The 14494-nt window shown below is 60.1% G+C and carries 10 protein-coding genes, 4 tRNA genes and 1 other RNA gene; 12 read left to right on the top strand and 3 right to left on the bottom strand.

All coding sequences use genetic code 11. The features are described 5' to 3' along the window. Nucleotides 1–20: 20 nt before the first annotated feature. Nucleotides 21–1271 carry a VCBS repeat-containing protein gene (locus tag PLZ73_10265; GenBank protein HOO78255.1) on the bottom strand — a complete coding sequence of 417 codons (1251 nt, stop codon included), beginning with the start codon at nucleotides 1269–1271 and terminating at the stop codon, nucleotides 21–23. A gap of 1489 nt (nucleotides 1272–2760) precedes the next feature. On the opposite strand from PLZ73_10265, the gene PLZ73_10260 reads away from it, so the two are divergent. The 9 genes from PLZ73_10260 (at nucleotide 2761) to PLZ73_10220 (ending at nucleotide 9479) form a co-directional block, all read left to right on the top strand. After that, a complete protein-coding gene (locus PLZ73_10260; GenBank protein ID HOO78254.1) occupies nucleotides 2761–3138 on the top strand; it encodes a hypothetical protein in 378 nt (125 codons plus the stop codon). Nucleotides 3139–3432: 294 nt separating this feature from the next. After that, nucleotides 3433–6513 carry a metallophosphoesterase gene (locus PLZ73_10255; protein ID HOO78253.1) on the top strand — a complete coding sequence of 1027 codons (3081 nt, stop codon included), beginning with the start codon at nucleotides 3433–3435 and terminating at the stop codon, nucleotides 6511–6513. Between the two features lie 838 nt (nucleotides 6514–7351). Continuing rightward, complete coding sequence (locus PLZ73_10250) at nucleotides 7352–7666, top strand: hypothetical protein (GenBank protein HOO78252.1); 315 nt, start codon at nucleotides 7352–7354, stop codon at nucleotides 7664–7666. A 387-nt stretch (nucleotides 7667–8053) separates the two neighbouring features. Further along, nucleotides 8054–8143: transfer RNA gene (locus PLZ73_10245), tRNA-Ser, on the top strand. A gap of 43 nt (nucleotides 8144–8186) precedes the next feature. Beyond that, complete coding sequence (locus PLZ73_10240) at nucleotides 8187–8486, top strand: hypothetical protein (GenBank protein HOO78251.1); 300 nt, start codon at nucleotides 8187–8189, stop codon at nucleotides 8484–8486. Nucleotides 8487–8582: 96 nt separating this feature from the next. Beyond that, nucleotides 8583–8656, top strand: a tRNA-Arg gene (locus tag PLZ73_10235). Nucleotides 8657–8698: 42 nt separating this feature from the next. Next, nucleotides 8699–9199, top strand: a complete 501-nt coding sequence (locus tag PLZ73_10230; GenBank protein HOO78250.1) for a nucleoside deaminase — start codon at nucleotides 8699–8701, stop codon at nucleotides 9197–9199. A 69-nt stretch (nucleotides 9200–9268) separates the two neighbouring features. Further along, nucleotides 9269–9354: transfer RNA gene (locus PLZ73_10225), tRNA-Ser, on the top strand. 37 nt (nucleotides 9355–9391) lie between these two features. Continuing rightward, nucleotides 9392–9479, top strand: a tRNA-Ser gene (locus PLZ73_10220). Nucleotides 9480–9509: 30 nt separating this feature from the next. On the opposite strand, the gene PLZ73_10215 is transcribed toward PLZ73_10220, so the two are convergent. Both PLZ73_10215 and PLZ73_10210 read right to left on the bottom strand, forming a co-directional pair. Beyond that, on the bottom strand, nucleotides 9510–10853 hold the full coding sequence (locus PLZ73_10215; GenBank protein ID HOO78249.1) for a hypothetical protein: 1344 nt from the start codon (nucleotides 10851–10853) through the stop codon (nucleotides 9510–9512). Between the two features lie 128 nt (nucleotides 10854–10981). After that, nucleotides 10982–12100, bottom strand: coding sequence for a hypothetical protein (locus PLZ73_10210; protein HOO78248.1), 1119 nt, complete (start codon nucleotides 12098–12100; stop codon nucleotides 10982–10984). 281 nt (nucleotides 12101–12381) lie between these two features. On the opposite strand from PLZ73_10210, the gene ffs reads away from it, so the two are divergent. The 3 genes from ffs (at nucleotide 12382) to PLZ73_10195 (ending at nucleotide 14472) form a co-directional block, all read left to right on the top strand. After that, nucleotides 12382–12480, top strand: an RNA gene (gene ffs / locus PLZ73_10205) — signal recognition particle sRNA small type. Nucleotides 12481–12567: 87 nt separating this feature from the next. Beyond that, nucleotides 12568–14142 carry a DNA polymerase III subunit gamma/tau gene (dnaX, locus tag PLZ73_10200; GenBank protein ID HOO78247.1) on the top strand — a complete coding sequence of 525 codons (1575 nt, stop codon included), beginning with the start codon at nucleotides 12568–12570 and terminating at the stop codon, nucleotides 14140–14142. Nucleotides 14143–14157: 15 nt separating this feature from the next. Next, entirely contained in the window at nucleotides 14158–14472 is a 315-nt protein-coding gene (locus PLZ73_10195) for a YbaB/EbfC family nucleoid-associated protein (GenBank protein HOO78246.1), read from the top strand. The last annotated feature ends 22 nt before the right edge of the window (nucleotides 14473–14494 follow it).

Here is a 14494-nt window from a genome sequence, read left to right as displayed (position 1 = left end):
CGAGGTGATCCCGGCGGCCCTTACGGCACCGTCACGGTGGCCGATTCCCAGAACGACCCCATCTTGTAGACGGAGACGGTGTACTCCCCCGGGACCAGGGGGGAGATGTCGCTGAAGACGTTGTAGGGGCAGAGGCAGTAGCAGTAGATGGGGACGTATTCGGTCTCGTAGAGCCGGATCTGCGACCCCTCGACCTGCATCTCCACGTCCACCCTCTCCAGGCAGCAGTTGTACTCGGCGTTGTAGTGCCTGACGGCGACGTGGTTGGTCTCCCAGAAGACTTCCAGGTACTCCGGCTCGTCATCGAGCCGGGTGGGCCCGAGGCAGTCCGAGTTGGACGACTCGACCAGGGGCTCGACGGTGGGCATGACCGAAGGGGTGGGGCTGGGGGTCTTGTAGCCCACCGGGGTGGGGGTGACGCTGGGCGTGGGTGTGGGGGTGATCGGGGTCGAGGTCGGGATGGGGGTGGGGGTACCGGTATAAGGCGTAGGGGAAGGCGACGCCGTCGGCGTGGGAGTCAGGGGCCGGCAGGGGGGGCCTGCCACCGGGAGGTCCCCGTAACCCCCGAAATACGCCCGGCTCAGCCCCCGGACGGCCCAGAGCCCGGAGCTTTCCCTGAAGACGGCCATCCCGGCTTCCCCGGAACCGTCGTAGTCGGCGGGGACGGGCTGGTCGGACGAACCCCCGAAGTAGGCCCGGGTTACACCCCTGACCGCCCAAAGGCCCGAGCCGGGACGGAACAGCCCGATATCGTCGGTCCCGTCGCCGTCGTAGTCCCCCGGGTTCGGCCAGTCGGCGTAACTCCCGAAGTATATCCGGCTCACGCCCCTGACGGCCCAGAGCCCCGATGACGGCCGGAACACGGCGACGTCCTTCCCGGCCTTTCCCCGGTAGTAGGCCGGTACCGGCCGGTCGGACGGGCCCCCGAAATAAACTCGGGTCACTCCCCTGACGGCCCAGAGGCCGGAAGCTTTCCGGAATATCCCCGCCTCGCAGGAACCGTCATGGTCGTAGTCGCCGGGCACGGCGACGTCAGAGGCCCCACCGAAGTAGGCCCGGGTGAGTCCCCTGACCGCCCAGAGGCCCGACCCCGGCCGGAAGATGGCGATATCCGTGGTCCCGTCCCCGTCGTAGTCCCCCGAGGCGGGAGTATCGGAATATGAGCCGAAATAGACTCTGGTCACTCCCCGGACCGCCCAGAGCCCCGGGGAAGACCGGAATACGGCTATGTCCGAGGTCCCGTCGCCGTCGTAATCCCCGGAGTCCAGCACCATAACCGCAGGTGTGGGAGCCGGGGTAGGCGAGGGAGAGGGAGTCGGTGGCGCGTCATAGCCTTCATAACGCTGTATGAATGCCCAATAAGAGTTAGAATTTGTAACTAAAAATTCCAAATTATCTTCATCAATTGCAGCACCTCTAAAGTCATAACTTGTTCCTGGATTAAATTCAAAATAATTAACATTCTCTAAATTTTCGTCGAATGTACAAAAGTTCTTGTCAGAATCACTAATAAGATATACTAATTTATCAACAGAATCAAAAGCTATTTCACAATCCCCACTTCCGATTCCTGCAATAGTTAGACTTCCAGATTCACTTACTAAGATCAAACTTGATAAATCATACTTATTTATTCTGCTGTAAGGTGGAGCTTCTACAGACACCAACCAATTCTCTCCATCAAAAGTAACTCCTTTTGGACCAAGAGGGCCTCCTGGAGTTCCTGGCATTGTTTTTGAATTTACAAAAGCTCCTGTGGCCCCGTTGTATATTTCCAGTTCACAGTCTGTAATATTTGTTGCGGCTAAGTAAGGGATTCCCCCTATGTTTGCAACTCCAAGGCCGAAATATTCATCTCCTGATTCAAGATTAACAACAGCTGTTCCAGGAGCAGCTTCATAATTATTTGCAGGATCAACTTTAAAGATTTGATCATGAGCATCATCTATAAAATAAAGTTTTTTTTCAGTATTATCAAAAGCAGCTCCTGTTGGAACTCTTCCTTCTTCATATGAAAAAGCTTTTTTTGCTATTTGATCTCCTGGTTCTGCTTTTGCACTTTGAGGTGAGAACAACATTCCGGCAGCAAAGTAGACGATCCCATAACCGGCGACAGGATAGAGGGGTCGGGTCAAAGACCTGACGATGTAGGAAAAATCCCGGCCGGGGGTATACTCCAGAGCCGGGCATCGAATCACCTGAATACAGCGTTCAAACAGGGGCATTATCACTCCCTTGTTGTATCGGGATCATACCAGTCCTATCGAGGCTGGGTCAACCAGGGAGGAGGGGACAGCCTTCTAACCTATGGGCAATTTTCCCGGAGGAGGAGCTAACCTGCTATTATTATGGACGCAAAACGGCATTGGGATTTAAACTAGTGGTCGAGATAACACCAGAAGAGACAATGGGTTAGGGCGTGGTTGTCATCTCGGGGAGAACCCCCTAAAAGGCAGTTTTTGGGGTAAAAATGGCCCTTTTTCGGCCGGTTATCTCTAAATTTCAGGGGCTTGTGACCACAAGGTCGATCTTGATCCAGTGGGGGCGTCGCTGAAAATCAGTCTATTGACTGCCTGTCCGGACAAGGAATACAATCAAATCCAGCTATGTTGTTTGCTGGGTTATGGAACGAAAGATCCAGAGGCTCTATGTCAGTCAGTGGCTGTGGGAGAAAAACTGCTATTAAAGTAGTCTGATATTAGGGACATGCTAGGCATAGCAAATATGAAAGTTGCACGAATACTCCATAGAAGCAGGGGAATGCTGTTTGTCGCTAGCTGTTTGTTTATTGGATGTATAAAGACAAGAAATTTTGAAATTTATAATCATACCGGAGAACAGATCAAAATAGAAATCGACGTATTTTTTTCTGAAGATCTGCCGAAGCAGGATATTGAATACAGTAAAATCCCATCTGATTGGATTAAAATAAATAAGCATCGCTATGATGGGGACGATTCTGGACATGTGATTAATGCCTATGGGGAATTTGAGAGTTCTTATTATCATGCCTATGAGCACGTTGTTAAATTTTATATAGAAGGGCAGTTGTTAGGTGAAATTGTACTTAATCACTATAGTGATACAGAAATTTATATCGATATCGATAAGAATGGTAAAATCCAAGCGCATAAGTAATCCCCAAAAGGGGGATGACCGATTTCAGGGGTTCGTGACCGGCTGATCGGTCGAGGATCCGTAGTAAGGAGCCGTCACTGCCCGGGCCAGCCATTTGTGGGTGTCCCTATCCTTCCCGGTTAAGAGATGGCACGGGAAGCCGCCTCAGGTCTATGGAGGTTGGTTATCCGAATAATGCCCGCTTTGTTTTGCCATCAAGCGGCTATTTTGATAACCTTTTTTGTGCAGAAAAAATTAACCTAAGAACACGTTTGCAAGAGGTAATATCGGAGTAGTTGTGGAAAAGGAAAGATCATGAATGGACTGATTCACTTGAGCGACATACATCTGGGCGGCAGGAGTGAGCCATGCAGCCCTTCTTCTATAGTCGCCGCCGTGCGTGGAATGAACGTAGACTTCGATACTCTCACAGTTGCTGTGACGGGCGATATTGCTTACTCAGGGAAGACGGAGGAGTACACCGCTGCAACGGAGTACTTTAGATATCTTCGGGAGGGGCTACAGGGGAAAGTCGCATCGTCAGTCCATATCGTCGTATGCCCCGGAAATCACGACTGCGATTTCCCTGACGATGCTGCGGTAAGGGATCTAGTCATTAAGGATATCCGCGAGCGAGGAGTGCTTCCCGAAAGCGGCAGCATGATGGCCGAATGCACTGTCGTTCAGACAGCTTTCTTTGAGTGGCTACGGCAGATGGAATTATCCCCCGGGGGTACGGAGCCATGCCTTTCATGGACCGTGGTGATTACATGTGGTGATGGTGTCCGAATTGCGTTCCGGTGTCTCAACACGGCATGGATGTCCACTCTCCGGGAAGAACAGGGTCGTTTGTTCTTCCCTACTTCCTCTGTACCTGATATAGCGCACGCTGATGTCCGTGTCACGCTCATGCATCATCCGTATCCCTGGTTCCAGTCCGGCAACGCCAGAGAGCTTCGTCGAGGTCTGGAGGACACCTCTGATCTCGTGCTTAGCGGGCATGAACACGACTACGACGAGTTCGCGAAGGTCAAGAGTACTGATGAACCGACGGGCTATGTTGAAGGCGGTCTCCTAAATAGCGAGGACAAAAAACACTGCGCTTTCAGCGTGGTTCAGATTGATGCGGCGGGATCTTGCTATGCTGTGACACCTTTCTCCTGGTGTAGTGACCATTTTGTGGCAATGACAGCGGAGACCCAATGGCGGCCGTATGTGTGTGCCACCAACGCGGCTGCGCACCAGCAGCGCCTTTCGGATGAAACCAAGGCATTTCTTGACGACCTAGGACTTCAGTTGACACATCGCGCCAAGGAACTCACGTTAGAAGATATCTTTGTTCCTCCGGATCTACGGACTTACGAACACTCTGACAAACCCACCGCCCTGGGAACTGCAGTCGTCCCGTCCCGGCTCACCATCAACACCCTCCTCGATGACAGACATGTCTATGTTCTTGGGGAAGGGCAAAGCGGCAAGACAACGCTTGCCAAGATGCTCTTTCGTCACGCGATCCGTCGTGGACTAACTCCTGTATTCGTCAATGGCTCCGACCTACGCAAGGCTGACGGTCAACAGGCGGCCAAAATAATCGGTGCAGCGGTCGACCGGCACTACATGCACCTCACTAGCGAGGAGTTTTGGCAGACTCCAGTGGAGAGCCGGGTCTTGTTTGTGGATGATTTCGGCGATTCGCCACTCAACTCAACCGGGAAGGCCAAGCTCATCACTTGGCTGAAAGGCAAGTTTGGCCATACATGCCTTTTCGCCGGAGATCTGACCCAGGTAGAGGAATTGGTCGCTGCTCCCGAAGAAGATACTGCGCTGCAAGGGTATAGGCGCTACGAAATTCGGCCATTCGGTCATCTGCTCCGCGATATTCTTATCGAGAAGTGGATTACTCTTGGTCAGGAGCATTTGCTTCAGCCGATCGAACTCCAGCACCAGATTCGGGAGACTGCTCACACCGTGAGCCAAACTCTTGGTCAGAATCTCTTGCCCGCGAATCCCGTTTACATCCTGATCCTCCTTCAGCAGTTGGAGGCGCAGGTACCGCTGGACACCCGTTCTGGCTCCTACGGGTACTTCTACGAAACTGTGCTCACACTGGCTCTTCAACAGTCGTCGCGTTCTGCGGAAGAAGTTGATGCGAAGTACACGTTTCTATCCGAACTGGCGTGGCATCTACACACGCAAGGACGGTACGACATCGATGAAGAGGGGTTGGATCATTTCACTCGCGAACACATAGACAAGTTTGGCCTGAACTGTGAACCATCGAGACTCAAGGAAGGAATTCTCGACTCTCGCCTGCTGCCGATGCGGTACGGGAAGTACCGATTCGTTTATCGATACTTCTTCTACTACTTCGTCGCACGACACATGCGGGACAACTTCGACGAAAGGGATGTTCAGAAGTGCGTTGACGAGGCCGCACGCCAGATTCACCGCGAGGACTTCGCAAACATCCTCATATTCCTCACCTACTTGACGAAGAGCAGACCCGTAATTCAGCGGGTAATCGACGAGGCGAAGTCGCTCTTCCGGGGAGTAAGCCCTTCAGATCTTGCAGATCACGTTGCCTTTATCAGTCGAGTCCAAGATAGTTTGCCTGCAATCGTCTTACCAGACGGAGACCCAAAGAAGCAACGGCGGGCAGTCCTTGAGAAGGTTGACGCAGATGATCGGCAGCGTGTCCAGACCGACGGTGACGAGCCGTCACAGGATGAACGCGACAGAGAGGACGCTGAGTTGAACGAAGTGTTGTTGATCAACCGCGCGATCAAAGCTCTTCAAGTGCTCGGCCAGATCCTCAGAAATTTCACTGGATCCTTGAAGAGCGACATAAAACTAGAGATCACGCAAGAGTGCTTCGATCTTGCGCTTCGCGTATTCAATAGTTTCTGCACCCTGATGGAGCGGCACCTTGATACTACACTCGAAGCGCTCGCCGATTTGTTTGGAAAGAAGTTCGAAGACCTCCCCGAGCGTCAACGTGTCCCTGCTGCCAAGGAGTTCGTCTTTTTCGTTACGGAAATCATGTGCTTGGCAACATTCCGACGGATCTCGTATGCGGTAGGTTCTGAAACATTGGTGAAGACCTATGAAGCGTTGGAAGGTAGTTATGACACGCGAGCGACGCGTTTTGTACAGTTGTGCCTACGACTCGACCATAGCCGGGCTTTCCCAGAGAAACGGATCGATGAGTTGCGCAAGGAAGTGGAAGATGATGTATTCGGACTGACGTTGCTTCGGATGCTGGTCGCCGAGCATTTCTACCTCTTTGATCGCCCCTATAAAGTTCGGCAGTCGGTCTGTCGGAAGCTCGGCATCTCATATCAAAGGACGCTGGGGCACTCAAAGGCTGCGTTGCCGGGAGTGCCAGGTGAGAAATAGAAATCAGGAGGCAAACTGCGCTTCTGTTCCGGCGGGGCGTCTTGGCGCACCCCCCGACAAACCGCCGGAACGGGCCCTCCATTCGGGAGGGATCGCTCAGAGGACCCTTAGGCCTCACGTTGTGCGAACACCCGGACATTCGATATCAATTCAAGATCATCAATCGGCACAATGGAAATGAAATGTTGGTTGGGTCCGAGTGCATCAATAAGTTCGGCATCTCGGCAACTGATGAACTCGGAAATATTCTGGGTTCTGATGAATCTCGCTGTCGGGTAAATCGAGATCGTCGCTTTCTTGTAATGAGGTGAGGAAGCGCCGCCTTGTTAACAAGCTCGTTACGTTGTCTGCAGTGGAAGATAGATTTGATATCGACTCTTTCATTTCTTACGTTCTTGATCGGGATGCGTTTACGCCGAAGCAACTGGCATTACTGTTCTGACTGCTCGATCAACACGAAATCGAATATTCACCAACAGACTTTAAGCTAGTCATTCAGCGAAATAGAGAAAAGGATCAGCTCCGAAAAATGGAGAGATGGAAGATCCGAAAGCTTTGGCCATCTATGTCCACAAGCCAACGCACCTGGGTTCGTAAGAATATCGACTATGAGCCCTAACCCTGCGTTCGCGGCGACCTGCGCGAAAAGCCGCGCAGGCACCTCAACTCCACGTTAGAAAATAACTGAAAAAATAAACACATGCCCAAGTATTTTTCCCCCAAAGCCGGGTGGCTTCCCAGACATGGGAGGCCACCCCTTTTCTTTTTAGGATCCTTTTTTGTCATAAGGCAAGTGGAGGTCAGACCACCAAACCGCCTTATGTCAAAGGAGGGGAATATGAAACCATCCGTCCTCAAGGATGTGCTGGTGACGGCGTTTCAGAACCGGCAGAACATCCTCATCACCGGTGCTCCCGGTATCGGCAAATCCGACCTCACACACCAAGCGGTGATCGCTGCCGATGGAAACCTGATCCTGTCCCACCCCGTTTGTTCCGATCCCACCGGCTTCAAGAAAGAGAGGGCAGGCAAGGGAGGGTTCAGGGTTCATAGTCAGAGGAGCCTCTCTATGTCATTGCGAGTAGCTTTGGCGACGAAGCAATCTGTTGGGCAGTTCAACTATATGAAGATTGCTTTGCTCCGCTCGCACTGACGGATTTACGCTACGCTCCAGGTTCTATGCCCTTTGCTTCTCGCCACAGGGCACAGAGAGTTGGGCGAAGGTTTAAGGCTGGATGAAGATATCGTCCGGGGGACAGTAAAAGCCCCGAGACTTTCCCAATCTGCGTAATCTCAGTTTCTTAATCCGTGTAACCTCTCTACCGGCAAGTAGGTCTGTGAAACTCTTCAGGGGCCGAGGTGGAGGGTTACTGAATCCTGAATACTGTATTCTGAATTCGTCCCCTGAACCCTGGGGCTCGGGTGGTGGGTCTTGCTCTATGCCCTCTGCTCTATGCTCCATGCTTTTTGCACCAGGAAGGGGAAAACGAGCAAAAAATATTGGGGATGGGGCCGCGATACGGTATAAAACCTTGTGCCTGGAGAGGTGGCAGAGTGGTCGAATGCGGCGGATTGCTAATCCGTTGTACCGGGTTTACCGGTACCCAGGGTTCGAATCCCTGCCTCTCCGTCGGCGTCCCGGGGCGAGCGGCCCCGGCGGCGCGGACCGAAAGATGAAACAGTTCGTGCTCGCCCTAATCGGCCTGGGTCTGCTTTCCGGGCTCTTCGCCCTCAGTCTCCTCCTCTTCCGGGCCGGGGCCTCCCCGGCCGGGATCGGGCCGGCGGCGGTGGCGGCCGGCTACCTGGCGGCGGCCGCGGTTCTGGCCGTTTCCCTGGCCCTGTCGCTGCGGGCCGTGGCCGTCTCCCGGCGGGTCTCGTTTCTGCCCGGGCTGAGCCTGCTCCTGGCGGCGGCGGGTTTGGCGGTCCTGGCGGGGATGGTCTGGCTGGGGGCGCTTTACCCGGGGGGGAACTGAGCCGTGTCCGCTTCAATTTTGGGCTTTACTCGTTTTTGCCCGGCCGGTATAACTACACCGCGCGCACCGGCCCCCGGGCCGCACGCGCGGAGAGTTGTGCCTGTAGCTCAATTGGATAGAGCATCTGACTACGGATCAGAAGGTTCGGGGTTCGAGTCCCTGCAGGCACGTTCCTTCCCGGGCCCCCGGACCTTTTCCCGGAGACCGATGCGGTGAACCTGCTCGCCGCCGCCGGGGACGACTACTTCATGGGCCTGGCCCTGGCCGAGGCCGCCCGGGCCGCCGCCGCCGGGGAAGTCCCGATCGGCTGCGTCATCGCCCGGGAGGGGAAAGTGCTGGCCCGGGCCCACAACCAGGTGGAACTGCTCAAGGACGCCACCGCCCACGCGGAGATGATCGCCCTCACCCAGGCCGCGGCCGCCCGCGAGGACTGGCGCCTGGACGGCTGCTGCCTCTTCGTGACCAAGGAACCGTGCCCGATGTGCGCCGGGGCCATGATCAAGGCCCGGGTCTCGCGCCTGGTCTTCGGCGCCCCCGCCCCCCGGGACGGGGCGGCTGGGTCGGTGGTCGATCTCTTCTCCCTGCCCGCCCTGGGCGGCGCGGTCGAGGTCCTGGGGGGAGTGCGGGGCGAGGAGTGCGGGGAATTGCTGAAGGAGTTTTTCCGCGGGGTCCGGGAGGAGAAGGAACGCCCCCGGCCCGGCCCCGGCTCCTGAGAAAAAACTGCTTTGGAGGCCGTCCCATTTACGGTATAAGAAACTCCGGCCCGGCGGGCCGGTCTGCTCGGAGAGGTGCCGGAGCGGTCGAACGGGGCGGTCTCGAAAACCGTTGTACGCTTTGCGTACCCTGGGTTCGAATCCCAGCCTCTCCGCTGAAAGGCCGGGTTATGTCCCCGGCCGGCCTCCCAGGGAGAGGTGCGAGAGTGGTCGATTCGGCGCGACTGGAAATCGCGTGTGCCCCAAAAGGGTACCCAGGGTTCGAATCCCTGCCTCTCCGTTCCCGGGGCCGCTCGGCCCCGTTCCCCGTTTACGATCCGTAAAGGGGGAAGAGAAAGAAGGCGGCGATGGCCAGGTCGGACAGGAAGAAGGCCAGGAAGACGCCGACGGCGATCGCCGTTCGCCATCTCCGTCGCGCCCACGCCGTCAGCCCCCAGGCGAAGAGGATCCCACCCGCGCCGGCTCCGACCAGGAGGTGCCGCCCCTGGGGCGCCGCCCGGGGGCCCAGCCCCCGCGAGAGGTAGAAGCCCAGGACGCTGAACGCCGCGACCGCGGCCAGGACCGCCCATGCCCGCAGGCAGGCACCCCGGGATTCCCGGCGCCGGGCGGCCAGCCGGATCAGCAGGGGGACCTGGCCCGCCAGGGCCAGGAGGCAGGCCCCGGCGAAGACCGCATAGGTCCAGGCCGGCAGCAGCGCCGCCGCCCACCCGGCCTTGAAGAAGAAGGAGCGGAAGACCTCCCGGTTGAACCAGGGGTAGTAGCGCCAGGCCGGGTAGACGCCGCCGCCGCAGGTTTCCCGCAGTTTTTCCCAGGCTTCCCGGACGGCCGCCAGCAGTTTCGCCGCCGCTTCCGGCCGGAACCAGGTCAGAGCCAGGGCGACGGCGGCCGCGGCCAGGAGCGTCCCCGCCCCCCCCGCCAGGCCCCGGAGCCGGCGCCCCGGGCCTTCGACCCCCGCTCCGGCCAAAATACCGGCGAGCGGAGCGGCCGGGAGGAGGAACAGCCCCTTGGGGGAGACCGCCGCCGCCGCCGCCGCCGTCAGCGTCAGGGCGGCGACGGAGAGGAAGGTCGGTCCGGCGAACTGCATCCTCACCGCCGCCAGCAGAAACGCGGCGGCGGCGGCGTCCAGGAGGGGTTCGTAACTGGCCGAGACCCCGATCAGCAGCGCTTGGGGGAGGAGCACGCCCGCGGCGGCGGCGCCGAGGCCGAACCACGGCTCTCCGGGAGCCAGCCGGCGGGCGGCCAGGCAGAGAAGTGCCCCGGTCAGGGAGGTCAGCAGCAGGGAGAAGCCCCTGAGCAGGTAGAGGTCGGCGACGGGGGAAGCCGCTCCGGCGGTCCGAAGCAGGGCGGCGGCGGCCAGGTAGTAGGCGGCGGGGCGTTTCTCCGTCTGGTCGGCCGCGCCGGCCAGGCGCAGGAACTCGATCTCCTCGAAGCGGGAGGGGAGGGGGCAAGGCGTCTCCAGCCCCAGGTTCCTCCAGAACCCGTAGCCGGCCATGGAGCGGATGACCGCCGCCTGGGAGACGGGGGTCCCGGCCAGGCGGCGGACCCGGTCGAGGTGGGTCGGTTCGTCGGGCAGGTTCCAGGGCGGCACCGCGGCCAGGAACAGGCCGCCGGCGGCCAGGACCGCCGCCGCCACCGCTGCTGCCGGCATTTTCAAGGTTCTCTCCCGGGTTCGCGCTTGCGCCGCCCGGAGTATAGCACGGTCCGCCTGCGCCGGTAACGGCGGAGGCCTCCCCCCGCGGCCGCGGGGGGAGGCCTCCCGATCCCTCCGTCCGGACCCCGGTCTCAGAGGGAGTAGGTATAGAGGTAGGTGGCGAAGGGTCCGGCCTCGACGTTGAGGGTCAGGCCCTGGGCGCTGGAGGTATCGCCCGTGACCGACCGGTAGAGGTAGAGCTCGATCTCGTCGCCGACTTCGAGGTCTTCGACGTCGTAACTGATCGCGCTGTAGGAAGACCCGGTCTGCGACCAGGTCCCGCTGTCGGGGGAGCCGTTGACGTAGATCCGGGCGTAGGCCGTGGCCCCGTCGGCGCTCCCGCCCAGGTAGAACTTGACCCGGACGTCGCCGGGCTGCCCGATGGCGAAGGCGGCCACCTCCTGGGCGGAAGTGGACGAGGTGTAGAGTTGGCCCGGGCAGGCGGCGATGGGAACGTCCCCCGCCGAGAACCGGCCGACGATGGTCCCGCCGACCTCGAGGTCGTAGTCGGGCTCCTCCACGCCGATGCCGACGCTGACGTCGGTCGTGACCTGATCGGTCCCGTCGGTCCAGCTGCTGGTCCCGGGAGGTCCCTGTTCGCCCTGGGGTCCCTGATCGCCCTGGATCCCCTGGTCTCCCTGGTCTCCTTTCGGCCCCTGGTCGCCCTGGTCGCCCTTGGGCCCCTGTTCACCCTGGTCGCCCTGGGGTCCGGCGGGGCCGGGATCGCCCTGGGCCCCCGGATCGCCCTGAGGCCCCTGGTCGCCCTGGATCCCCTGGTCGCCCTGGGGCCCCTGTTCTCCTTGAGGTCCGGCCGGCCCCTGATCGCCCTGGATCCCCTGGTCGCCCTGGGGTCCGGCGGGGCCGGTCGCGCCCTGATCGCCCTGGGGCCCTCGGGCGGCGGTGGGCGGAATGACCGTATCGGTGCTGACCCCGAACCAGAACTGGGTGGTGTTCATGACCAGCCACTTCCCCGCCGCGGGGCGGAAAACGCCGATCTCGCTGGTCCCGTCCCCGTTGTAGTCGCCGGGCGCGGCGGTGTCGGTGGAGGTTCCATACGTCACCCGCGTGATGTTGCGGACGAACCATTTTCCGCTGGCCGGCCGGAAAACGGCCACGTCCGGGGTGCCGTCGCCGTCGAAATCGGCGCTCCACCCCGCTCCCGTTCCGCCGGCCAGGGCCAGGGCCGCCGCCAGAGAAACCACGATTCTCATGCTCACCTCCCGGTTACGTTGCTTACCTAAAATTATAGCATATTTACGGTGATTTGTCTTATAAGCGCCTTCTTCTGACAGTCGGAACGTCCCCGTCGGCAGTTTCGGGGTGTTTTCCGGGATCGCTTTTGGTACGATACGGCGTTCGCGCTAGGCGGGGAGCCAGCGGTGCCCTGACCCCCCCGGAAACGGGGGGCGACCTGCAATCCGCTTCAGCAGGGCCGAATTCCCGCCCGAGGGGCCCCTGCCGGGTCCGGGCGAACCGAGCGGAAAGCGTCGACGGCCGGGTCCCGGACGCTTCGGGAACGCCAAACCCGTCAGGTCCGGAAGGAAGCAGCGGTACGCGTCCCCCCGGGGCGGTCCGGATCGGCTCGGCCCGAGCCGACCGCCGGCGAAGCCGGAGCCGGGAACCTCGACGGCGGGTGCGCGAACATATTTCGGACGCGAAGAGGAAGGCGGAAACAGGCATGGCATATCTGGCTCTGGCGCGGAAGTGGAGGCCCCAGCAGTTCGACCAGGTGGTGGGGCAGGAACACGTCTCCCGAACGCTGGTCAACGCCATCGGAAAAGACCGGCTGGCGCACGCCTACCTCTTTACCGGTCCCCGCGGCATCGGCAAGACGACCATCGCCCGGATCTTCGCCAAGAGCATCAACTGCCTGGAGAGCGAAGGGCCCACCGTTTCTCCCTGCGACCGGTGCGCTTCCTGCCGGGACATCATGGACGGGGTCAGTCTCGACGTCCTCGAGATCGACGCCGCCTCCAACCGGGGCATCGACGAGATCCGGGACCTGCGCCAGTCGGCCCAGTTCGCCCCGGCGGTTTCCCGCTACAAAGTCTATATCGTGGACGAGGTCCACATGCTGACCCGCGAAGCCTTCAACGCCCTGCTCAAGATCCTGGAAGAACCCCCCGCCCACGTGATCTTCTGCCTGGCCACCACCGACCCCCAGAAGCTTCCGCCCACGATCATCTCCCGCTGCCAGCGGTTCGACCTGCGCAAGCTGGCGGAGCGGTCGCTGACGGGGAGGCTGCGGGAGATCCTGGAGCGCGACGGGATCGCCTACGAGGATGAAGCGCTGCGGCTGGTGGCCGCCAACGCCGACGGGGGGATGCGCGACGCCGAAAGCATCCTCGACCAGCTTCTGGCCTACTGCGGAGACCGGGTCACCGCCGAGGCGACGCTCGAACTCCTGGGGCTGGTTCCGGCCCGGATCCTGGCCGAGGTGGCCGCCGCCGTCGCTTCCGGGGATATCCGCGCGGTCCTGAGTCAAGCCGCCGAGATTTTCAACCAGGGATGGAGCATCCCGACCTTCACCGCCATGCTCGTCAGCGCCTTCCGCGATCTTCTCGTCTTCAAGGCATCGGGCGACGAAGACGCTCTGGCCGTTCTTCCCGCCGAAAACGCCCGGGAACTGTCGGAACGGTTCCGGCTCCCGCAGCTGGAGTACATTCTCGAGGAGCTGCTGCGTTTTTCCCGGGACGTCCGCTTCACCCTTTCCGAGCGCGTCGCCCTGGAGATGGTCCTGGTGCGCCTGGCCCGGGCCCCGCAACGGATCTACCTGGAAGAACTGGTCGAACGGGTGGAAGCGCTCTGTGCCGGAGGCGCCCCGGAGGAAGACGCCGATCCTCCCGCGGCGGCCGGCGGGAAGGACTTCGGCGGCATCTGGCGGGAGTTCCTGGAAGCCCTGGGGCAGAACCGGCCTCTCCATAAATCCTACCTCCAACTGGCCACGCCCCGGGGCTGCCTCGAGGGCGTGGTGGAAGTGGTCTTCGACCAGACTCACGATTTCCACCGGGAAGCGCTGGAGGAGCCCAAGGTCAAGCAGTTCATGGAAACCCTGCTCGGAGGGAAGCTGGGGGCCCCGGTGCGGCTGAAGTTCACGGTCGAGGAAGCGGCCGCCCGCCAGGAAGCCCCGGCCGGGGCCTCCGGGGGGGCGAAAGCCCCGGGGAAGGGGCCCGACCCCCGCCGCGACCCCGCGGTCAACCGGGTCATCGACCACTTCAAAGGGACCGTGGTCCGGGTCGAGAGCGGGCGGTAACCGAAGGAGACGATCATGGCCGGATACGCGAAAATGCTGAAGCAGGCGGCCCAGATGCAGAAACGGTTGATGGATCTGCAGGGGCGCCTGGACGAACTGAAGGCGGAAGGGACGGCCGGAGGGGGCATGGTCAAGGCGGTGGTGAACGGGAAGAAGGAACTGCTCTCCCTCTCCATCTCCCCGGAAGTGGTCGACCCCGCCGACGTCGCCATGCTCGAAGACATGGTCGTCGCCGCCGTCCGCCAGGCGGCGGCAGAAGTCGAGCGCGTCTCCCGGGATCAGATCTCGGACCTGACCGGGGGAATGAGCCTCCCCGGCCTGGGCATCTAGGGGCGACCCGTGGCCGGATACC

This window comes from bacterium (assembly GCA_035380285.1).
Classification (GTDB): domain Bacteria; phylum Auribacterota; class Erginobacteria; order Erginobacterales; family DAOSXE01; genus DAOSXE01.
Note: the sequence above shows the minus strand (reverse complement) of the source record. Positions and strands in the feature narration are given on the sequence as shown.